The following is a 21,317-nucleotide window of genomic DNA, read 5'->3' on the forward strand; positions in this document are numbered from 1 at the left end:
ACCCCCGTCCGGGACGAGCCGGTCATAATCATCCCCATGGCCCGATCCCCCCGGCTCAGCGAGGCCGAACGCAAGCTGTGGAACGCCTTTCCCACCGGGGAGACCGTGAAGCTCGCCCCGGTGGCGGCCGCCGCCGGCACCACGGCGGGGGAGAACGCCCCCAAGGACGGCGACACCTGGGGCCCTGACCGGACGATCCGCGCCGAGGTGATCGCGTCCCTGCTGCTGGGCGCGCGCGAGTCCGCGCCCGGCTCGGTGGCGGCCGTGCGGTTGCACGGGGCGCGGATCACCGGCTCCCTGTCCATCCTCGGCGGGCGGGTGGAGCACGAACTCCAGCTTCGCGGCTGCCATCTGGACGAACCCGTCCTCCTCACCGCCACGACCACCCGCACCGTACGCCTGATCGACTGCGCGCTGCCGGGCTTCAGCGGTGGCGGCATGCGGGTGGCGGGCCACCTGAGCCTGTCCGGTTCGAACATCACCGGCACCGTCCGCCTCGGGCGTGCCGTGTTCGAGAGCGGGCTGTGGCTGGGCGGCACCCGCCTGACCGCCGACGACGTGTGGGCCCTGTCGGCCGGCTCGATGGTCGTGGAGAGCGGCGCGACGTTACGGGGCGCCGACATCACCGGCGGCGTCCGCCTGGCCGGCAGCCGCGTGAACGGCGACGTCAACTTCGAGGGCGCGGCCATCCGCAACCCCGGCGACTACGCGATCAGGGCCGACGACATGGTGGTCGAGGGCGCCGTCCACTTCACGCGCGGCTTCACGGCGACGGGCTGCGTCCGGCTGCGCGGGGTGCGCGTCAACGGCACGCTCTCCGTCAACGGCGTCCTGAGCAGCCCCGACACCGCGTACGCGCTGCACGCCAGCCACATGGACGTCCGCGAGCTCTACCTCAAGCCCGCCATGCCCATCGAGGGCGTCGTCAACCTCGCCTACTCCCGCGTCGGCACCCTTCAGGACGATCCCGGCACCTGGCCCGAGAAGCTGCGCCTCAACGGCCTGACGTACGACCGGCTGCGCGGCAGCGGCGTGGAGCGGCGCGTGGAGTGGGTCGCGCGCGACCCGGAGGGCTTCCGGCCGCAGCCGTACGAGCAGCTCGCCGCCTGGCACCTCCGCGACGGCAACGACGGCCTCGCCCGGCGCGCCCAGCTCGCCAAGCTCCGCGCCAGGCGCCGCACCCAGGGGCCGGGCCAGCGGGCATGGGGACGGCTGCTCGACGTCACGGTCGGCTACGGGCACCGTCCCTGGCTGGCGGGGGTCTGGTTCGCCGTGCTGCTGCTCGCGGGCACCGTCGCCTTCGGCCTCAACCCGCCGCGGCCCCTCAAGCCGGACGAGGCGCCGGTCTTCGACTCGTTCGCCTACAGCTTCGACCTGCTGCTCCCGCTGCCCACCTTCGGGCAGCGGGAGATGTTCGACCCGGCCGGATGGACGCAGGGGCTCGCGTACGGGCTGATCGTCGCCGGCTGGATCCTGGCGACGGCGCTGATCGCGGGCGCTACGCGGGTCCTCCGCCCTCAGTGATCCTCCTCAAGATGTGGGCCACCTCAGGGGGGTGAACCACCTCGTCCGTGGCGTCGAGCTCCTCGGCGCTCCACCAGCGGTGCCCCACGGTGGTGGCCTTCTCGATCTCCTCCATGTCGTCGAACGAGACCTCGGCCGCGCCGACCCGCACCGCGAAGAACGTCTGGTCCTGGGTGATGGCGTACTGGGCGAAGGAGAACTCGACCGTGCTCGTGCCGTACGGACCGGTGAACTCGCCCACCTCGGCGCGGATGCCGACCTCCTCGCGCAGCTCGCGCGCGGCGGCCTCCTGCAGCGTCTCGCCCTCCTCCAGCGCGCCGCCGATCGTGAACCAGAAGCGCTCGTCGGGGCGTGCGGGCTCGAACCCGTACAGCAGCAGAACCCGGTCCTGGTCGTCGACGGGCAGGACCCGCGCGGTGAACCGCCGAAGGGGAATCATCGTCACGTCGCCCGAGCCTACCGAGCCGCCGATCGCGCCACCCGCTACGGATCCCTTCCCGGCCGGAACCTCAGCCATGGTCAGGGTGAAGGGGCACTGGCGGCGGCTGGGCGGCGGCGGATCGGTGTGGGTGCGGCCGCACGTGCGCGGGGCGGTCGCCGGCGCCGCACTGCCCTTGAACGGCCCTCAGGCCGCACTCGCGGAGACCCTGCGCCGTACCCACGAGGGGAAAGGGCTCACCGTCAAGGAGGCCGGCCGGCGAGCGGGGTGGCCCCGCCGGACCTCATCGGCTTCGAGCGCGGCCTCAGCGTGCCCACGACGCAGGAGCTGGACGTCCTCGCCCACGTGTACGGGCTGTCGCGAGGAGAGTGAGAGAACCTGATGACGACGCGTGGGTCTTCCGCCGGACGGGACTGGCCGGCCCGGGACGCAGGCAGCGACGAAGAGCGATGACAAGAACTGCGCCCCGGAACGAACGCCCGACCCGGCCTGTCCTCCACCTACCGGTAGTTGACGAACTGCAGCGCGATGTCGAGGTCCTTGCCCTTGAGCAGGGAGATGACGTCCTGCAGGTCGTCCTTCTTCTTCGAGCTGACCCGCAACTCCTCGCCCTGGATCTGCGCCTTGATGCCCTTGGGCCCCTCGTCGCGGATCAGCTTGGAGATCTTCTTGGCGTTCTCCTGGTCGATGCCCTCCTTGAGGCTCACTAGCATGCGGTACTCCTTGCCCGACAGCTTGGGCTCGCCCGCATCCAGGATCTTCAGCGACAGATTCCGCTTGACCACCTTCTCCTTGAACACGTCGAGCGCGGCGTTCGCCCGCTCTTCACTGTTCGCCTTGATCTCGATGTTGTCCTGCCCGGACCAGGCGATGCTCGCCCCCGTGCCCTTGAAGTCGAAACGGTGCCCGATCTCCTTGACGGTCTGGTTCAGCGCGTTGTCGACCTCCTGGCGGTCGATCTTGCTGACGATGTCGAAAGACGAATCGGCCAAAACGCACATCCTCTCAGCTGCGAACGCATGTCTGCGGTGTCCGGCCCGGCCTCCGGGCTCGCCGACCACGCATCGCGCCCCCGTGAACACGGACCCAGCGCACGAGCCTAGCCAGCATCGGCCCGTAGTGCAGTCCACCAGGCCCGTACCCCTCCACCCTGCCACCATCCGGCACAGGTACGGCCGTGATCCCGGGGCGGCACAAACCGGTGTCACGTGCACCCCGGAAGTCCGCTATTCTTCTGTCTGTCGCCGCGAGAGCGGAAGACACGGCAGGTTGCCCGAGTGGCCAAAGGGAGCGGTCTGTAAAACCGTCGGCTCAGCCTACGCAAGTTCGAACCTTGCACCTGCCACACCAGCAGAAAGAGGCCCTTCACCAGCGGAAACGCGGTGAAGGGCCTCTCTCGTTGTGTCCGGCTGTCCATGGTCATCTACGGCGGGCTACGGCCATCCGCGGCTAATACGCGGCTAAGTTTGAGGGCGCTGTGGCATCCCAGATCTTGGGATGCCACAGCGCGAAACCATCCCCGCGTGCGCGGGGAGCACCGGCTCCAGAGGTCTGCGTGCATGAGGTGGCGGGGACCATCCCCGCTGCGCGGGGAGCACGGCAGCGCGTACACGTACGGCGAGCCGCCCGGGGGACCATCCCCGCGTGCGCGGGGAGCACTCCTCGCGGGCGAGTCCGCGGCGGGCGATCTCGGGACCATCCCCGCGTGCGCGGGGAGCACGTGGAGACCGACGAGCACCGCGCCGCCGGCGAGGGACCATCCCCGCGTGCGCGGGGAGCACCCGAGTGGACGCGCGCCGTCGGCCCGGCCTACGGGACCATCCCCGCGTGCGCGGGGAGCACTCGGAGGCCGCGGAGGCCCTGGGCATCGTCGGGGGACCATCCCCGCGTGCGCGGGGAGCACCACTCGACCGGGCTGAACTTCCAGCCGACCTTGGGACCATCCCCGCGTGCGCGGGGAGCACTCCGTGCCGGACAGCAGCACCTGGGCGGTGTCGGGACCATCCCCGCGTGCGCGGGGAGCACCCGACTATTTCGCTCACGAGCTAGGCGCCTGCGGGACCATCCCCGCGTGCGCGGGGAGCACTCTCCTATCCGGAGTTGGCCGAACCCGGGCCTGGGACCATCCCCGCGTGCGCGGGGAGCACGTGCCGGTCGCCATGAGCGGCGACGACGTCGAGGGACCATCCCCGCGTGCGCGGGGAGCACAGCTTCGCCCTCCAGGGGGACTCTTCCATGATGGGACCATCCCCGCGTGCGCGGGGAGCACTCTTCCTGACCTGCGGCGATCTAACCGGCAGACTTCCGTTCTGAGCACTTTTGGAGAAACGGACATTTTGGGCTGCGGGCCTCAGGTTGCTGTGAAAGCAGTTTATGTATCGGTGCCAAGGAGGCTAGGACAGGGTATGTCCGGCGGACTCCTTGGGGCAGGCACTCAGGGGACAGCCTCGTCGGGTCGTGCTCTCGGCCCATGGCTCTCGACTAACACGCCCCACGGAGCTGAAAACAGCATTCTCCCTCATAGGCCACGGGGGAGTACTGGGGTCGAGTCATAAGGTGTTGCCAACCCCTACGCAAGGAGGCTGGATGATTCCCGGATGCGGCTCATGCGACTGCTACACCGTGGAGACCGGAAGCGTGTTGGTCGGCCAGGAAGACAACTTCTAGGAACGCTCGGCGAAGATTGTCCTCTGGCGCGCACAGGATGCTGAGCCCCCGGAGGGCTCAGCATACTTTGGAGAGCGAAGCAGTCGTGGTAGCGCGGGAAGCGGGGGCCGAAGACGCCTCGACGGTCCACTGTCAAAGGATCACCCCACGTGCGCGGGGAGCACCCGCTTCCATCGCTCCTGGCTCCACAGAGGATCATCCCCGTGGGCGCGGGGAGCACTCCGGGTAGAGCACCGCGTAGGGAAGTGCCGCGGGACCATCCCTGCGGGCGCGGGGAGCACGACATCAGCAGGTAGAGGTTGTAGATGTGGTAGGGACCATCCCCGTGGGCGCGGGGAGCACAGCGGGTACCACGCCTGCGTGAGCTGGATGCCGGGACCATCCCCGCGGGCGCGGGGAGCACACTGGCACGTCGCGATATCCATCACGCGGCCTGGGACCATCCCCGCGGGCGCGGGGAGCACGACGACATCCTCCTCCACCCGGGCTCGGTGCAGCGACCATCCCCGCGGGCGCGGGGAGCACACGGGGGGCTTGGGGACCTCGACCTGGACGCCGGGACCATCCCCGCGGGCGCGGGGAGCACACTGGCACGTCGCGATATCCATCACGCGGCCTGGGACCATCCCCGCGGGCGCGGGGAGCACGACGACATCCTCCTCCACCCGGGCTCGGTGCAGCGACCATCCCCGCGGGCGCGGGGAGCACACGGGGGGCTTGGGGACCTCGACCTGGACGCCGGGACCATCCCCGCGGGCGCGGGGAGCACACTGGCACGTCGCGATATCCATCACGCGGCCTGGGACCATCCCCGCGGGCGCGGGGAGCACTCGACCTGCCAGTTCAGCTCGTCGGCGACCGGGGGACCATCCCCGCGGGCGCGGGGAGCACATCCTCCGCGCCACTGGGTACAGCGCTCAGTCGGGACCATCCCCGCGGGCGCGGGGAGCACCTACCTGGACGACCTGGAACTGTCCGCCGTGCGGGACCATCCCCGCGGGCGCGGGGAGCACCCACCACCGCGCGGCCGGGTGGTCGTCGAGCAGGGACCATCCCCGCGGGCGCGGGGAGCACCTGTAGCCGTAGGGGAAGAACAGCTCCGGGTCGGGACCATCCCCGCGGGCGCGGGGAGCACTCGCGGGCGGCGATGTCGGCTGAGTCGGGGTCGGGACCATCCCCGCGGGCGCGGGGAGCACCTAATACACATTCCTGGCACCTCGCTGGTAGAGGGACCATCCCCGCGGGCGCGGGGAGCACTCTTCCTCACCTGCAGTGATGTGTGCGGCGGACGTCACCTTGAAGCAGTTTCGGAGACTTGGACATTCAGGGCAGAAGCCTTCGCTTAGCCGTTGGAGCGGTCGTCTTCCTGCGACTCTATGGGCTTAGTCGGGTCAGGCCGGACTCATCGATGATTCCGTCCTAGGCTGACTCTGGTCGCGAACGAGACCGGACCTCTGGCGGACATCTCTATGGCGGCCATCCCGTTCCGGATCCCGTTTGTCGTAGATCAGGTGTGCTCTTGCGGAGCACACAACGCCTCAGCTTGGCGCGCTCGGTCGCATCGCGAAGCCTCCTGTTGCTCAGTCCCTCAAAGGCTTCTGATGAGATCGCTGTAACTGGTAACGCTGAAGAAAGCGCCGGCGTTTAGGGCAATCGGCGGACATACAAAGCGATCTTCATCTGCCTCATTCTGTAGTGAAAGCCGATTTGGGCATTAGATGTAGTTTTGATGCTTCATGTCGCGTTGCGCCCATGTGGTCACTTATCGCATGCAAACTCGGCATGGTTTCGAGGGTGCGGCAAGTGATCTTCTTCTAAGGCTGCTAGCGTCCTCTCATTCCAAGGAACACGGGAAGTTGTAGGCCGCTAAGCGAGAGTAGAGGTGCTTCGTGAACAATCAGTCCCACCCCACCTTCGACCTGCGGGCATTCGTCCTCCTGATGTTCGCGGCTCTCATAGGAGGCGTCACGGGCGCGCTGACTTACGCGTCTGGGGCAGGACTCCCGCAGAGTCTGCTGGCGAGCGGAGCTGCCGGTGGCGCAGCACTATTGTGGGCGAGAAGCGTCCTGGGGCCACCTGACATGTGCTGAAGGGTGCGCTCCCTGTATCAGACGGGGCGAGCGATGCGGTGCAGGGTAATCTGCAAGTCTCTGTCTTGCTCCCTACATGAGTAGGGATGACCCCACGGGAAGTTGGATAGTGAGGGTGCTCCCCGCGCATGCGGGGCCTGCTTCAATGGTGGGAATTCGCCGAATGAGGGGCTCGTCATCAAGGCGGGCCCCTCATTGATCGCATAGCGCAAACGACTGGCTCTGGCCTCAGAGCTTGGTGGCGTCCCAGATGCGTCGCATGGCTTCCCCTTGCTGTCCGTGGATGCATTTGGCGTACACGCGGAGGAGGACGTTGACGCTGTGGCCTGCCCATTCGGCGACTTGGGGTGCGGGGACGCCGGCGTTGAGCCAGGTGGAGACGGCGGCGTGGCGCAGGGCGTAGGGGACGTCCATGAGGGGTGACTTGGCCTCTGCTTCGGTGAATGCCTTCGCTCTGGCTTCGTGGAAGACCTTGAGGTAGGCGCGGTCGGTCATGAGTCCGCCGCGTGGGCCTATGAAGATGCGGCCTTCGGGGCCTGTGCCGAACTGGCGGATGTGGTCGCGGAGCATCGCGCCCAGCTCGGGGTGGATGGGGACGGGTCGGGTTTCGCCGGCTGCCCGGTGTTTGAGTTCGCGTCGTTCGCGGACGTTGCCGCTGTTGGTCCAGCGGCTTCCGGCGCGGGGTTCGGCGTTGGTGAGCCGTATCTCGCCCCAGGCGTTCTCGGGGAGGCTGATGAGATGTTCCGCGCGCAGGTCCACGACTTCTTCGGGGCGCAGGGCGGCGAAGTACATGCAGCCGAAGAACGCCTTCATGCGTCTGCCGCGTTCGCTGTGCTGTTCGACAGCCGTCAGGAAACGGCGGGCCTGGTGGATGTTGATGACCACGCGGGGGTCGATGGTGGTGAGGGTGCGGGGCTTGGTCCAGTTCACTGTCTTGAGCGGGTTGGTGGACAGGACACCGATCTCGACGGCGTACTGCATGGCGTTGTTGAGGCACATGCGCTTGCGGTTGGCCGTGTTCGCGGCGGCGGTTCTGCCGTCCTTGGTGCGGCTGATCCGGTCGAGGACGCCGCGGGTGAGGAGCGCGCCCTTGCCCGGCTCGTCGAACGCGACCATGGGCACCGTGTTGGTCTCCAGCCAGCGGATCACCGGTGCGAGGTTCGCGGGCGGTTCGGCATTGTCGCGGACGCGATCGCTGTAGGACCAGCGCAGCGCGGCCCGGCGGGTGTCGGCGTCGAAGGCGGAGTTCTCCTTGGTCAGGAGAGCCTCGGTGGCGTCGGTCAGGGCCTCGGCGATGCCTCGGCGGTGGTTGGGGGCGGCGTAGGGCCATTTGGCCGCCACGTACGCGAGCGTGAAGGCGAACCAGGTGAGGGTGTTCTCCTCGCGCTTCCACGAGACCGGGCGGCCGGTCGCGATGGAGAAAGCTTCTCCCTGCCGAGCGGCGGTCATGAGCTGCGCGCGGAAGCTCTCGGCGTGGGCCAGGGTGCGGAACGGCTCTTTCCATTCGCGCCCCTCCACGACCCACCGAACGGTGTGGGTCGTGACCCGCCGGCCTTTGTAGGACTGGATCTTCCAGAAGCGCACGCTGTACGAGGTCCGGTCCATCAGACGGCGTCCTCTCGCTCGGTGAGCCAGCGGTCCAGTTCGGAGCGGCGTACGCGGAGCTGCCGGTTGGCGAGGGTGATGCAGCGGGGCCCGCGCTTCTTGGCGCGCCAGTCGTAGAAGGTCGAGGGCGCGATCTTGAGTTCGGTGCAGACCTCGGAGACGGTGAGCTTCTCGTCGATGCGGCTTGCCGAGTTCAACAGCGGCTCCCTTTCAAGATCCGTGCTGGTAGAGGTGCGGGTGTACGGCGTAGGCGGGAGAGGGGCGGCGGCCGGGGCCCGTGCGAGGCGGCTCGGGCTCGCGGCGGATCCAGCCGAGTTGCTCCAGCAGGTCGAGCGGCGCCTCCAGCTCGGTGGCCTTGCGGAAGCGGCTGCGCGGGAGCGCGGTGAACGCCTCTCGGACCGTGAAGCGGGCCGTGCGGGTGCGCTGGAGCCAGGCGTGGACGGTGCGGGCGGCTTCGAGGTCGGGGTCCGCGCCCATGGCGTCGAAGGCGGCCAGGGCGTGGGCGGTGAAGTACTCGCCGAGCGCGATGGCGGCGCTGACCGTGTCGGCCTCGATGGGGCGTCGCCAGGCGCCGTCGATGTGGGCGGCGAGGTGGAGCAGGCCGGCCATGCGCATGACGGCGCCGTCGAACTTGCCCGCCCAGTCGGTGATGTGGCCGAGATCGCCGGAGTGTGGACGCAGCCGGATCTCGGTCCTGCGCCGCTGTTCGGTGAAGATCTCTGCGGCTTTGGTGGACAGGACGAGCCGGGCAGGGTCGTCCCAGTCGTGCATGGCGATGGTGAGTTGCTGCAGGTTGGTGTCGTAGCGCGTGGCGACGTCTTCCGGGACGGGTGGTGGGTCGATGCGCCGGTAGCCGACGTTGCTCTTGGGCAGGCTGTAGAGGATGCGGCCGAGCAGGCCCTTGCCACGGAAGCCGGGCATGCCTGCGATGTCGGCGACGATCTCGGGCTGGACGGCCAGGCCCATGGTGAGGGCGGCGTGGTCGACGCGTTCGGTGCGGCCTCGCCGGTCGATGATCAGAGCGTCTCCGGCGTGGCCTTTGAGGAACAGGTCGAGGTTGGGTGTGCCGGAGTAACGGCCGGCGAGGGTGGCGAAGATGCCGCCCTCGGCACTAAGTACGGCCAGCCGTCCGCCTTGCTCGACGAGCAGGCTGGCGGCTGTCTCGGGCGTGATGTCGTCGGCGAGGAGCCGCGGCTTGACCGGTACCTTGATGGACTCGACGGCCAGCGCGGCGCTCTGCGCTTCGGCGATGGCTTCGGGCGCCGCCTCTCCGCGCGCCGTGCCTGCCGCACGGGCGGCTTTCTCGGCCACGTCTACGGCCAGCCGTCGTGCCACCTCGGCCTCGGTGATCTGTGGTCCGATCCGGTCGAGCAGCGCCTTCTCGGCGTGCAGGAGAGGCGTGGTCATGGCGCGGAACACGGCGGACTTGCGCGAGCCGGGCGGCATGGCCACCAGGACGAACAGGTTGACCGGCTCGGTCCAGGAGCCGCGTACGTTGACCACCGCTCGTCCGCCGGCGGCCGTGGACAGCGCCGCCAGGCCGACGCAGCCGGCCAGGTCGAGGGGAGTCTGTGTCTCCTCGGCGACCGCGCTCACGTGCTCGGCCATCCACGAGGGGAGCGCATGCACCGGGAACGACGGCAGCTCTCCGCGCTGGCCGAGCGGGGCCGGCGTCTCCCAGACGGGCGGCTGCTGGTGCAGTTCTGCCAGAGCGTTGGCGGCTCCGACGTCGGCGAGGATGGCGTCGGCGGCTCGCCGGGTGGAGGCGTGTCCGTTGAGCGTCGTCAAGCGGCTGCCCTCCGCGGGTGGCGCTGTCCGGCGTCGAGTCCCGAGCGGATGGTGGTGAACGCCTCGCGCTCGCCTAGGCCGGTCAGTTCGGCGGCGTGCTGCAGGCACGCCTCCACCAGGTGGCGGGGCAGGATTCCGGCGGTGACAAGCTGGCCAAGACCGAAAGCAGCGGCGTTAAGGGTGTTGTTGCGGGTGCCGGTCGCAGCGGCCAAGACGTTCTCCACCTCGCCGCGCAGCGCGGTCAAGGCGTAGCCGGCGGCGCGGTCGCCACCGCAAGCGGCCAGCACGGCCCCCGTGGAGGTGCCGGTCTCCACGGTGCGTGTCGGCGCGGCGAGGCGTTCGGCAAGCCAGGCAGGCAGCACAGCGGGCGGTGGAGCGTGCAGCACTCTGTAGGGGCCGCTGCCGTCCGGCAGGTCGACGAAGCTGCCAGGGCCGACCACATAGCCGCCACGAGCGCGGGTGTCGATCTTCCAGCCCAGGCGGCCGGCGGTGTTGCCGAGGTCGGCGTCGGTCGGGGCGGCGAAGTAGAGGTGCATGCCGCCGCGTCTTGTCCGCACGGTGAAGGTCTCCAGCGGCAACGGCTGTCTGGCCTGCTCGCAGAGCATCGCCAGAACGTCCGCGCCCTCGTGGACCCCGGGTAGGTCCCAGGCCGGCGGTGGTGGTTCATCTGGCTTCGGTACATCGACGTCGAGCACCACCAAGCCAGAGGGGCCGCAGGCGATGCCGATGTTGAACGGGCCGCGCGTCCACATGCTGTGGATGCGCTCCGGGTCAGTGGTGGCGTGGCGTTCCCAGTGGGTGAAGCCGCGCAGCGGGCGCTTGTCGCGAGGAATGAGCGGGAAGACGTGCCACCCCCGGGCGGCGGCGGCCAGGGCATGACGGATCAGGTCGCTGGGCATGGTGGCTCTCCGGCTTGAGGCAGGCGGGGTCATCGGGTGCCGTCGCGGTGAATGCGGCGGGCGTAGTTGAGGAAGTGGCGGCCCCACCGCAGGCGCAGGCCGGTGCCGTCGCAGCGGCGGCAGTAGCGGGAGCCGCGGCCGATCCGATTGCGGATGCGGCGCTCCCCCTTGCACTTGCGGCAGCGCCCGAACGGGCGGACGTAGCAGGCGAAGAGATAACGGAGTGTGATGACGATCAGGGCGAATGGGCCGGCGATAGAAGTGAGCGCGACGGGGTCCAAGACAGCCTCCAGGGCCGGTTTTTGGGTGTCGTCAGCCAGGGCCGCTAGCGTGCTAGCGTCCTGATCGGGCCGTGGATTGGGGTGCTAGCGGGGCTGCTAGCGCTAGCGGGTGCGGTCGCTAGCGCTAGCACCTCACCGCAGGTCAGCCGGAGCGGCGTCGGCGATTACGCTCAGCGATGGCGGAAGTGAGATCGTCGAAGCGGATGCCGCGCCGGGTGACGGCCTTGCCGTCGATGCGGCGGCCGATGTCCCCGACCGCGACGCCGTACGGCTTGAGCGCCGAGGTGAGCTGTTCGGACTTCCAGCCGGCGTAGAAGGTGGGGCGCAGCTCAGCCAGGCGTGAGCACAGCGCCTCGTTCCACGCGGCGCTCTCCCCCGCGGGCCAGATCTCCGCGAGGTCGGACAGCACGTCGAACGTCGGCGCGTCCTCGCGGGTCTGCGTGCCCGGCTCCGGCAGAGTGCCAGCCAGGCCGCGCAGCTCCATCGCGCGGGCCACGACCTTTTTGGCGTCGCTGCTGTTGACGTAGAAGGAACGGCGGGCGGCGGGCTTGCCGAGACCCGTGAGGATGCCCCACCCTGCGTCCACGACCGGCTCGAACACCGTGGCGCGGTAGCCGTTCTTGTACATCGAGGTCCCGAGGATCATGTCGTTGGCCGTCTGGTCAGCCACGCTCATGCAGTAGCGGGTGTTGACGTTGCGAGTGATGCCGGTCGGCAGGCTGTCCTTGTCCGGGATCTGAGTACCGATCAGCAGGATCACGCCCAGGGCGCGGCCCAGCTTGATCACCTTCTCGCAGATCTCCCCAGCTTCCTTGCCGTACTTCGGGTCGAGGAACAGCTCCTGGATCTCGTCGATGGCGACGATCAGCGGGTGCAGGCCGGAGCCCTTCAGCGACGCCAGCTCGGGCGTGACCTTGTTCTCCGGTGCCTTGCCGAGCGCGGCGTAGTGGTCGATGCGCTTGGAGCGGCGCTCGCACTCCTTGTACAGCCAGGCGATCATGGCGGCGCAGCGCGCCTTCGTCTCGTCGTCGAAGCCGTTGCCGTACTCGGTGCACACCGGCTCCAGCACCTTGAAGTCGCCGACTCCCTTCAGCTCGTAGACGCGCAGCTCGGTACGCGGGTCGAGTGCAGCGGCCAGGACCTTGAGGCGCAGGGCGAAGGTCTTGCCGGAGCCGGGCTGTCCGCCGTCCAGCCAGTTGCGGAACATCAGCTCGGCGTGGACCGTCTCCATGCGCGGCGTGGTCGCGAACGGGAACGGCTTGAAGACGTCCACCTTGCCCTCCTTCAGGAGCGGCCAGGCGGGCTGCTTCATCTTGGAGGCAGGCTCGTACCCCACCCAGAGCGCCAGCCGTCCGGGGTGGCCTGTGCCGGGCTCGGGCCAGACCTGATCGAGGGGGAGCCGCATCGCCGAGGCCAACCGGCCGCGCCGGGCGACGACGTCGGCGGCCTCCACGCCGTAGGGCAGGTCCACGATGGCCAGATGTCCGGGCCCCACGCGGTGGATGTCCTGCGGGAAACTGATCGCGTGCTGGTCCTTGGCCACGGCCTGGTTGATGCCGGCGAGCCCGCACGACAACAACGCCCGGCGGACCAGCTCGGCGGTGAGCTTGCGGTAGCGCGGCCCTTGGGAGACGCGGTCGGTGATGGGGGCGTCGGCCGGGCGGCCGGCGCGGGCCAGCAGCGGCAGTACGGCCCCGACCACGGTGATCCGCGCCCATGCCGGTACGTCGGAGAACCAGAACACCGGCAATGCGATGGCCACGGCCATGCTCCCCGTCATCAGGAGGAACCACCGCCAACGAGCCTGGCGCTGACGCTGCTTGTCCAGCTTGAGCCACGTCTCGGGATCGTTCCGGTCGGCGGCGTACTGGCGCAGCGCCCAGTTGCCCTCCTCGGCCGTCGCCCAGTGCAGCAGGCGGACAAGGGTGCCGAACAGGCCCGGCAGGGCGTACCACAGCACCTTGAACGTGTACTTCGGCGTGCGAACGGCGTGGTAGCCGGCCACGTAGGCGGCGTCCTTGAGCTGCCAGAGCAGCATGGCGCGGATGCCGCTCCAGGTGCGCAGCGCGGTCGGGATGATGGGCGCGCGCTGCTGCCCGGCCCGCAGGCGGTGCGGGACCGCGTCGTCGTCGGGCGGGTCCACCGGCGGGCCGACGATCCGGCCTTCGACCGCGACGGTCTCCCGGTCGAAGAAGTCGTCATCGTCGTCCCGCCCGACCTCGTCGGCCTGGCGGGCGCGGCGCCGCGCGTCGAGCGGAACCACCTGGCCGCCCTGGCTGTCGGCCGCGGGCTCGCTGTGCCCGTCGTCGGACTCGTACGGGTGTTCTTGGGTCATGATGAGGTCACCTCGTGTCGGTTCTGCTGATGGCGGGGTGGCGGGGCGCGGCCACGGTTCTTGGCGGAGTTGGGGCCGCGCCCTGCTCTGGAGTGATCGCTTTTCCGGTGTCAGCCGGCGGTCGGACGGGCGAGGGCGTCGCGTACGGCACGGGCGGTGTCCATGCCGCATCGCAGCGCTCGGCGGATCTTGTCCGCGCCGGGGTCCGGCGGCAGCTCGCCGGCCGCGATAAGGCGGCGCGCTCGGGAAGTCAGGGACTCGATGTCGGTGCCGTCGCCGCGCCCGCCGGGGTACCGGTCAACCGCGTTCGACCTGTACGACGACCAGGTATGGGGGGTACTGGTCTGCGCGTGGTCGAGTGCCGCGAACGCGGCCAGGATGATCGGCAGCGCGATGACGACGGCCACCGCGACGATCGGCCCCAGCAGGTGCAGCACCAGCCGCGACAGGCTGAACGTCTCGGCGACGCCGGGCAGGTAGGGCCAGGCGTTCATGCCCAGCGTGAGCCCCAGGAACAGCCACTCGATGCGGATCAGCCTGCGGTCGGACAGCGGTGCCCCCCTAGCGCCGAGGTAAGCCCGTGCGCTCACCACGACCAGCAGCGCCAGCGACATGAACGGCTCGACCAGCCAGGCGAACAACCAGGCCGGTGACCACGGCGCGGCACCGTCGGCGGCGAACGCCTGCACGCCGGCCGTCGACCAGGCCAGAGCCAGCGCCAGAGCGACGAGCGCGGTGGCCACCAGCAGGCGACGCATGCGCGCTGCCTGCCAGGCCCGCATCGCCGGGTCCTGCCCCAGCGCGTGCAGCCGGGCGGCCTCCTGAGCTGCCTTGCGGCGCTCGCGTACCCGCCGGCTGTCGACGAGCAGCGGGGTGTCGTCCTCCTGCAGTCGCGCCAGCAGATGCGCTTCGGCGACCTCGGCGCGCAACTGCCGCACGCGCCTGGTCTCGCCGTCGTGCTTGGCCGCCGTGCGCTTCGCACCCGTGGACGCGACGTCGGCGAGGTGCTGTTCGAGGGCGGTCAGTCCGCGGGAGACATCGTCCGGGGACGGCTCCGGGATGGCGATGCTCATGCGACCTCCCCAGCGCAGTCCAGGCAGGTGCCGAGGTGGCGAGGCAGGGCGTAACCCGGCACGGTCAGGCACACAGGGCACTTGCGGCCGGTCTTGCCCGCCGAACTGCGCTTGGGCTGAGCGAGTCGCACGTCGTACAGGTACGCGGCCCGGACGACGCACGCGCCGCGGCGGCGCGTGCGCCAGAGGACCTGCGCCTGCGCGCCGTGCACGCCGGGACGCAGCCCGGCGGCGTCGAGCTGGCGGCGGGTGAGCAGGTGCGGCGGCGCCATGCCCAGCGGGTAGCTGGGCAACCCGTACCGTTCGCCGGCCGGGTCACGGAAGCGGGCGCTGGACTTGCTCATCACGCCACCTCCAGCTCATCGAGCTCGGTAACGCCCTTGGAGATCTCGGTGGCCGCGCGCCCGGCCCAGATGCCCGAGGAGGGCCGGACCCTCAGCGCGTACAGCTCGCACAGCCGGCGGGTCGGGCAGCCGGCGCAGACCTCGCGGGCGACCTGCTCGCGGGCGGCGCGCTGCTCGGCGGTCTCAATGGAGCGGCGCGGCCCGACGTGCAGCTCCGGGTCGTAGGCGCACTCGGGGACCGGCGTCGCGCCCTTGGCGCGCAGTGCCTTCCGCAGTTGCTCGACGGATAGGTGAGCGGGATGGCCGTTGGAGTGGATGGACCCGTAGGTCATGATGATGGTGCTCCTTCTGCGAGGGAGTACTGAGGGACGGCTCGTTGTCTTGGCGGATGAGGGGCCGTCCCTCGCTGTGTTCGACGGTGGACGTCGGATCTAGCTGAGGTTCGAGATGAAGGTCGCCAGCGCGTCGACGACGTTGATGAGGCCGTCCATGCCGTGGGAGGCCATGACGGCGGCCTTCGCCGGCTCGCGGACGATGAAGACCAACACGCCGAGCACGAGCAGCGTCGGCACGATGCGGGAGCGCTGGGGCGTAGGGATCAGCATGGTTCCTCCTGGTCGGCTGCCCGTGTAGGGGGCGCTACACGAAAGACCGTACAGTCCCCCCTGCACGAACGTCAAGGGCCCCCTGTACGCGGCGTGTCTAGTCCCCCCTTGACGAAGCGCGTACGCTTGCCCCCATGACTAAGGAAGGCGTGAGCGAGGCGGTCCTCTCCGCGCTTGCTGACCTCGACCACGCTTTCGATGCGGCACTCTCTGCGATCAATGCGGATCCCGACCACAACCGGGCGTACAGCGGTGCGACGGAACTGGTGGAGACGCTGAGGCGGCTGTTCGAGGCTTCCGCGGACCAGCGTGCCATGGCGGCGGCCCGCATCTTCGAGCAGGAACGCATGTCGCTGGCCGGCCTGGCTGACCGCATCGGAGTGTCGAAGGCGCGAGCAGCGCAGCTCATCAAGACCGCGAAAGACGCCAACGAGCAACGCGGGAACGCGACGGAGGGGAACTTTTGAACGAGCGGACAGAGGTCATCGTCGAGGTCTGGCCGGTCTCCGCTGACGAGGCCGGCCTATGGCTGATCAGCGGGACCGACGCATGGCGTTCCGAGGCGATCCGGAAGGACAGCGATCCCCACACGGCCGTCACGGAACTCCTGAAGGCGAACGACACCTCGGAGGGGGTCAAGCTCCTGCACTCCACGTCCTGGCGCGCGGAGGAGACCGCCGTGATCCTCACGTACGTGGCGGTGATCGGCTGCGGCGCGTTCGTGCGGGACAAGTGGCAGAAGGCCGCTCCGATCAGCCCGGTCCTCCCGGACGCGGTCGGCAAGCCGATCACGGTCGAGGCGACGGAGGCCCCGATCCCGCGGTACATCGACGTGCTCATGCACGGGCTGCGGCACCTGAGCTTCCTGCTGCAGACGGACTCCGCGGCGCGCTCGGCGCTCTGTGGCAAGTGGCCGGATCACCTCGCGCTGTTCCGTCCCGCACTGGCCGGCATGTACGACCACGAGCACGGCGAGGAGCCGATCACGCTTCCCGAGGGAGTCGAGGCGCGTTAGCCCGGCGCCTGGCGGCTCCGCGTACGTGGGGGAGTGGGCTGCAACTGGCTCGAACGTCGTCTGCTCCCCGCGCACGTGGGGATGTTCCGTTGGCGATACCGCGTCCAGATCCGGATCGCGTGCAGGAGGGGAACGAGTGGTAGAACAATCTCGCGATCGGCTTCATCGGCAGCAGCGGGCCGTCAAGGTGCTGGAGCAGCTTCTCGGGCGCGTCGCCAACGAGAAGCTGCCGGTGATCAGTTGGAGCATCGCCGGCAGTGCTGCTCAGCCGGCCCTGATCGGGCGGTGCGACGCCGAGAACGCCACTGACCGTCGTAACGACTTCGAGGCGTGGCGGGAGGCTCTCGCGGCCAGTGCCCTTCCGGACGAGGCGGACAGTGAAGGCCGGATCAGGTTGCGGGCCTCGGTAGAGGACACCTTCGAGGCGATCACCGTCGTCCTCGTTGCGGACGTCTAGCCCGGAGGCGGGGCGTTCCCAGGGTGGGGGAGAGGGTCGTTCGCCACAAAACGATCTTGGACACCCTCGTTACTCGGCTCCGCAGGCACCCCTTGGACCACACCACCAGGAGGGACCAGTGTCATACCCACAACTGCTCACCCCCGAGGAGAAGCTCGCCGACGCGAAGCAGCTATTGAGCCTCCCGCGTATCGTCGTGATCTGCGGCTCCACCCGCTTCATGACCGAGATGAACGAGGCCGATCTGCGGGAGACTAAAGCCGGAAAGATTGTCGTCAAACCGGGTTGTGACATGAAGTCGCCGCACGAACTTTGGTCCGATCCTGTCGAGGCCGAGGCGCTGAAGGTTCGACTCGACGATCTGCACCGGGCGAAGATCCGGCTCGCTGATGAGGTACTCGTAGTCGGCGACTACATCGGAGACAGCACCCGAGCCGAAATCGCCTACGCGCGGTCGCTGGGCAGGCCCGTGCGGTTCACGCACCCCGAAGTCGACCCTGACGCCTGACCGCCCGCTGCCACCGCGACAACCAGGGCCGGCAGTCCGCCGCTTGACCGTCTCGCGGTGGCTTTGGCCGCCGCCCATCCCACACCCTCCGCGGACATCCCTTGGAATTGATCATCTAGTTCCGGTCAGCCGCACAATCCGCGGAACCGCGCTATCGCCGATGCTGGCTACTCGGAGCGGGTTCGCGCGGCTGGACAGTCCCGCCGCGCTTTTCCGCAGTATGCCGCGGTTCCCAGTGTGAGTCAGCGGTTGCGTGCGGCTTTGAGTAGCTGATCGGCGCGAGCCTTCGAGATCCCCAGTTTCGTCGCCAGCGCCGCCAAGGAGAGAGCCTCTGCGTCGTGAATCTGTGCCGCCACCCTTGCGCGGGTCAGCGCGGCGTCGTCCGCCATCTTGCGAAGGTCGTCTGCCAGGCGTGTGGCTTGAATGAACGCCTGCTGGAGGTCGGGCATGCTCTGGAGGGTCAGGGTGACGTCCTCATAGATTCGCCTCATGGCGCTGAGCTCGGCGTCCGGTCCGGCCGGCTGGTCTGTGGTGTCGTTCGCAGCCATGGATGCCTCTCGGTTGCGTGGCGGGCGACAGTGCAACGTGCATGAGTGGACGTGGGGGGGGCCGCGGCACTTCATCTGGCGAGTTTTTCGATCTGGCTGGCGGCGTTGTGGTCGAGGGCGTATGTCCAGTGGTCTCGCCCGCGGCCCCAGGTGAAGATCCACCGGTCGCTCCGTAGCGAGGCCCGCACGTGCAAGGGGCCCCGTGCTCTCGGGAGCTCCACGAACGGCTCGCCGCCGCGAGGCAGCTCCACCGAAACCGCCAGGCCGGCCCACCGCAGGTCCCACGCCAGCCGAACCAGGTGGACGTATTGCTCCTGAATGTGGTTGGGCGGCGTCGTGGCTCCACCGTGTGCCCTCGCCCCGTGATCACGCGGCGTCCTGGTGAGGCTTCGAGCCCGAGAGCTCTTCCTCCCGTGAGGGCGAATGGCTCCGAGCATGCGCGAGAACAAGGTCATCCCAGACGGCGCGTGCATGGCGGTAAAGCCCTCTTCCGGTCTCTTCATAATTCCGTCCTGTGCGGCGGAGGACGAGAAACAGCCCTCCTTGGCAAACCCACTCGTACGCCCCGCAGCACGAGGTCTCCGTGACTCGGATGCTGCTGCTCCGAGCGCTCTGAAATGGCTCCCAGGCGGTCATCGCGGCCTCCCTGCCGTGGGGAGGTAGTGGCTGCGATGGCTCCACAGCCACCCGCGCTCGCGTACAAGCCGCGTCGACGTTCCGGCGGTGAGCTGAGTGTTCATGGCGGCGACGGCCTCCGTGGACGCCGATGCCTTCCTTGGGACCTTGGCGTTCCAGTGGCCGGCAGGGGAGCGTCCGAACGATGGGCGCCTGGACGTGCTGCATCCGTCCTGGCCAACGAGCCGATCAAGAATGTCGGTCATGCGTTCGTGATCTCCCGTCTTGCGCTTGCGGAGGTGGGCTGAGTCAAAAACCATTTGCTGGCAGGGTTTCCCCAGGTTACGTCTAGGGCCTCATGGCCACAAGGCCCATGGCAACATGGCCCCATGAGACTCATGTGTTGTGATCGACTACAGCTCCGGGGTGCCGCTGAACCGGCAGGTCGCGAACGCGATTCGCGCGGACATCACTTCGGGCCGGTACCGCCCAGGTGCGTGGCTGCCTTCGGAGTCCCAGCTCGCGCAGATCTACGACGTCGGTCGGGACACCGTTCGCGATGCCCTGGCGTTGCTGCGGGCCGAGGGGCGCATCACGACAGTGCGCAAGCGGGGATCGCTCGTGGTCGGTGAGCCGGACCGGGAGCCGTACGAAGTGCCGGCGGGCGCGCGAGTGGTGACGCGCATGCCTACACCGGAGGAACGGCGAGACCTGGCCACGTCGGAGGAACTGCGCGAGTTCGGGGGAGTCCCTGAGGGGGTGCCGGTCTTCGAGGTCATGCCAGGCCCGCGTAAGCATCGCAGGATACTGCGCGGAGATCGCGTCGAGTTGGTCTTCAACCACTCCTCGCCCGACGAATGACCTGAAAGCGGCTACGGCATTCTGCGTGGAACTGCGGGATTCTGCGGTTGCCCTGTCGCGGGTTTCAGGGCGGCCTGCTGACTTGCTGTGTCTCCTCTATGGAGGGCATCCTGCGGATAACGTGCATTCTGCGGCCTGTTCGTCATTGCCAACTGGGTTGATCCGGTCCAGGTTGGTGCGGTCGGGACCATCCCCGCGGGAACACCTCCTTAAAGCGGAGCAGTGCTGGCGGACTGGGGATCATCCCCGCGGGCGCGGGGAGCACGACGAGCACAGCGAGCCGGTGGGGACGGTGGCGGGACCATCCCCGCGTGCGCGGGGAGCACGAGATGGTCCGCAACGCCAAGACCCCTGAGGAGGGACCATCCCCGCGTGCGCGGGGAGCACACTTTGAGATGATGACATCGGTGGTATGTGTCGGGACCAACCCCGCGTGCACGGGGAGCGCTTGCGGGGCGTTTACGGCGGTTCGCACGTGCCAGGACCATCCCCGCGTGCGCGGGGAGCACGCCTTGAGAAGCGCCATGTCCGCGGCGTAGCGGGGACCATCCCCGCGTGCACGGGGAGCACCCGTGGTCCCGTGGCGGCCGTCACTTGCGGTGGGGACCATCCCCGCGTGCGCGGGGAGCACAAATTCGCCCGCCCATGGCTGATCGAGAGCAAGGGACCATCCCCGCGTGCGCGGGGAGCACCTCCTACGTATCTGACCAAGGACCCGGTGCTGGGGACCATCCCCGCGTGCGCGGGGAGCACGCGCAGACCTGCTCACCCCAGTGCCCCAGCTCGGGACCATCCCCGCGTGCGCGGGGAGCACCCTTCGCTAACCAACCAATGAGGATGAGACAGGGGACCATCCCCGCGTGCGCGGGGAGCACCAGTGACAAGGTCGTTCGTTGCCCGGTGCGTAGGGCCCATCCCCGCGTGCGCGGGGAGCACTCCAGCGACCGCGCCTGGAAGTCCGGGTAGCGGGGACCATCCCCGCGTGCGCGGGGAGCACGCGCAGACCTGCTCACCCCAGTGCCCCAGCTCGGGACCATCCCCGCGTGCGCGGGGAGCACGCGACGTCACACCTCTGGCAGTGGTCGCCGACGGGACCATCCCCGCGTGCGCGGGGAGCACAAGCGGCTGCTCGGCCCGGTCTGGGCCGAGATGGGACCATCCCCGCGTGCGCGGGGAGCACCGCGCGGGGGTCCCTGAGGAGGGACCGAAGGGGGGACCATCCCCGCGTGCGCGGGGAGCACGGCCATTTTGTCTACTCGGACGAAATGTACAGGGGACCATCCCCGCGTGCGCGGGGAGCACACCTTCAGCGGAGACAGGCTGCGGCTGGCACAGGGACCATCCCCGCGTGCGCGGGGAGCACCCCTGTTCGGTTGTGGGGTGGCCCGTCCGGCGGGACCATCCCCGCGTGCGCGGGGAGCACCTGGAGTGGTCCGACCTGGCCGGCGGCTTCCCGGGACCATCCCCGCGTGCGCGGGGAGCACGCCGCCTGCATGACGGCCAACTGCTCCGTGTCGGGACCATCCCCGCGTGCGCGGGGAGCACCGGTCCTCAGCATCCCTGATTCGCTTGGCAGCGGGACCATCCCCGCGTGCGCGGGGAGCACTCCGTTCGGCTCGGCGGTCATCTCGTGGTTGAGGGACCATCCCCGCGTGCGCGGGGA

19 protein-coding genes, 1 tRNA gene and 3 CRISPR repeat arrays (1 of these 23 only partly in view) are annotated in these 21,317 nt (G+C 69.2%); of the genes, 7 read left to right on the plus strand and 13 right to left on the minus strand.

Going from position 1 to position 21,317, the window contains the following annotated elements; genetic code table 11:
- The first annotated feature begins 36 nt into the window (after positions 1-36).
- Complete coding sequence (locus HTZ77_RS20670) at positions 37-1,524, plus strand: bactofilin family protein (RefSeq protein WP_175591248.1); 1,488 nt, start codon at positions 37-39, stop codon at positions 1,522-1,524.
- Here HTZ77_RS20670 and HTZ77_RS20675 read toward each other — a convergent pair.
- Together HTZ77_RS20675 and HTZ77_RS20680 are read right to left on the minus strand one after the other, a co-directional pair.
- Positions 1,499-1,963 carry an NUDIX hydrolase gene (locus HTZ77_RS20675; RefSeq protein WP_235994939.1) on the minus strand — a complete coding sequence of 155 codons (465 nt, stop codon included), beginning with the start codon at positions 1,961-1,963 and terminating at the stop codon, positions 1,499-1,501. The genes HTZ77_RS20670 and HTZ77_RS20675 overlap by 26 nt on opposite strands.
- Before the next feature lie 500 nt (positions 1,964-2,463).
- Positions 2,464-2,955, minus strand: coding sequence for a YajQ family cyclic di-GMP-binding protein (locus HTZ77_RS20680; protein ID WP_175591250.1), 492 nt, complete (start codon positions 2,953-2,955; stop codon positions 2,464-2,466).
- Between the two features lie 271 nt (positions 2,956-3,226).
- Between HTZ77_RS20680 and HTZ77_RS20685 the strand changes: the two genes are divergently transcribed.
- A tRNA-Tyr gene (locus HTZ77_RS20685) sits at positions 3,227-3,308 on the plus strand.
- Between the two features lie 285 nt (positions 3,309-3,593).
- A CRISPR array of direct repeats spans positions 3,594-4,233; the repeat unit is 29 nt; unit sequence GGGACCATCCCCGCGTGCGCGGGGAGCAC.
- Positions 4,234-4,821: 588 nt separating this feature from the next.
- Positions 4,822-5,887: direct repeats of the CRISPR family, unit length 29 nt.
- 1,061 nt (positions 5,888-6,948) lie between these two features.
- Here the strand turns inward: HTZ77_RS20685 and HTZ77_RS48285 are convergent.
- From HTZ77_RS48285 to HTZ77_RS20735, 10 genes are all read right to left on the minus strand, one after another.
- The gene (locus HTZ77_RS48285; protein ID WP_175591251.1) at positions 6,949-8,304 is read right to left on the minus strand and encodes a tyrosine-type recombinase/integrase; all 1,356 of its coding nucleotides are present in this window, start codon (positions 8,302-8,304) and stop codon (positions 6,949-6,951) included.
- Between the two features lie 20 nt (positions 8,305-8,324).
- Positions 8,325-8,522, minus strand: a complete 198-nt coding sequence (locus HTZ77_RS20695; RefSeq protein ID WP_175591252.1) for a helix-turn-helix transcriptional regulator — start codon at positions 8,520-8,522, stop codon at positions 8,325-8,327.
- 13 nt (positions 8,523-8,535) lie between these two features.
- Positions 8,536-10,113, minus strand: a complete 1,578-nt coding sequence (locus HTZ77_RS20700; protein ID WP_175591253.1) for a YfjI family protein — start codon at positions 10,111-10,113, stop codon at positions 8,536-8,538.
- Positions 10,110-11,012 (minus strand): bifunctional DNA primase/polymerase, encoded by a 903-nt coding sequence (locus HTZ77_RS20705; protein WP_175591254.1) that lies wholly within the window; start codon positions 11,010-11,012, stop codon positions 10,110-10,112. The genes HTZ77_RS20700 and HTZ77_RS20705 overlap by 4 nt, the downstream gene beginning before the upstream one ends.
- A gap of 29 nt (positions 11,013-11,041) precedes the next feature.
- Positions 11,042-11,293, minus strand: coding sequence for a hypothetical protein (locus HTZ77_RS20710; protein ID WP_205302877.1), 252 nt, complete (start codon positions 11,291-11,293; stop codon positions 11,042-11,044).
- A gap of 142 nt (positions 11,294-11,435) precedes the next feature.
- Entirely contained in the window at positions 11,436-13,628 is a 2,193-nt protein-coding gene (locus HTZ77_RS20715; protein ID WP_205302878.1) for a cell division protein FtsK, read from the minus strand.
- 110 nt (positions 13,629-13,738) lie between these two features.
- Complete coding sequence (locus HTZ77_RS20720) at positions 13,739-14,701, minus strand: conjugal transfer protein TraI (protein WP_175591255.1); 963 nt, start codon at positions 14,699-14,701, stop codon at positions 13,739-13,741.
- Positions 14,698-15,045 (minus strand): RRQRL motif-containing zinc-binding protein, encoded by a 348-nt coding sequence (locus tag HTZ77_RS20725; protein ID WP_175591256.1) that lies wholly within the window; start codon positions 15,043-15,045, stop codon positions 14,698-14,700. The genes HTZ77_RS20720 and HTZ77_RS20725 overlap by 4 nt, the downstream gene beginning before the upstream one ends.
- Positions 15,045-15,377 (minus strand): WhiB family transcriptional regulator, encoded by a 333-nt coding sequence (locus HTZ77_RS20730; protein ID WP_175591257.1) that lies wholly within the window; start codon positions 15,375-15,377, stop codon positions 15,045-15,047. Before HTZ77_RS20730 ends, HTZ77_RS20725 begins: the two co-directional genes overlap by 1 nt.
- A 99-nt stretch (positions 15,378-15,476) precedes the next feature.
- On the minus strand, positions 15,477-15,650 hold the full coding sequence (locus HTZ77_RS20735; protein ID WP_175591258.1) for a hypothetical protein: 174 nt from the start codon (positions 15,648-15,650) through the stop codon (positions 15,477-15,479).
- Between the two features lie 134 nt (positions 15,651-15,784).
- On the opposite strand from HTZ77_RS20735, the gene HTZ77_RS20740 reads away from it, so the two are divergent.
- From HTZ77_RS20740 to HTZ77_RS20755, 4 genes are all read left to right on the plus strand, one after another.
- Positions 15,785-16,117, plus strand: a complete 333-nt coding sequence (locus HTZ77_RS20740; protein WP_175591259.1) for a hypothetical protein — start codon at positions 15,785-15,787, stop codon at positions 16,115-16,117.
- Positions 16,114-16,665, plus strand: coding sequence for a hypothetical protein (locus tag HTZ77_RS20745; protein WP_175591260.1), 552 nt, complete (start codon positions 16,114-16,116; stop codon positions 16,663-16,665). The genes HTZ77_RS20740 and HTZ77_RS20745 overlap by 4 nt, the downstream gene beginning before the upstream one ends.
- Positions 16,666-16,801: 136 nt before the next feature.
- Positions 16,802-17,122 (plus strand): hypothetical protein, encoded by a 321-nt coding sequence (locus tag HTZ77_RS20750; RefSeq protein WP_175591261.1) that lies wholly within the window; start codon positions 16,802-16,804, stop codon positions 17,120-17,122.
- Between the two features lie 118 nt (positions 17,123-17,240).
- The gene (locus HTZ77_RS20755; RefSeq protein ID WP_175591262.1) at positions 17,241-17,630 is read left to right on the plus strand and encodes a hypothetical protein; all 390 of its coding nucleotides are present in this window, start codon (positions 17,241-17,243) and stop codon (positions 17,628-17,630) included.
- Between the two features lie 242 nt (positions 17,631-17,872).
- Here HTZ77_RS20755 and HTZ77_RS20760 read toward each other — a convergent pair whose 3' ends face one another.
- Entirely contained in the window at positions 17,873-18,178 is a 306-nt protein-coding gene (locus HTZ77_RS20760) for a hypothetical protein (RefSeq protein ID WP_175591263.1), read from the minus strand.
- Between the two features lie 1,020 nt (positions 18,179-19,198).
- Between HTZ77_RS20760 and HTZ77_RS20765 the strand changes: the two genes are divergently transcribed.
- Positions 19,199-19,654 (plus strand): GntR family transcriptional regulator, encoded by a 456-nt coding sequence (locus HTZ77_RS20765; protein ID WP_175591264.1) that lies wholly within the window; start codon positions 19,199-19,201, stop codon positions 19,652-19,654.
- A gap of 236 nt (positions 19,655-19,890) precedes the next feature.
- Positions 19,891-21,317: a CRISPR direct-repeat array (repeat unit 29 nt; unit sequence GGGACCATCCCCGCGTGCGCGGGGAGCAC) (it continues 246 nt past the right edge of the window).

This window comes from Nonomuraea montanisoli, from assembly GCF_013363975.1.
Classification (GTDB): Bacteria; Actinomycetota; Actinomycetes; order Streptosporangiales; family Streptosporangiaceae; genus Nonomuraea; species Nonomuraea montanisoli.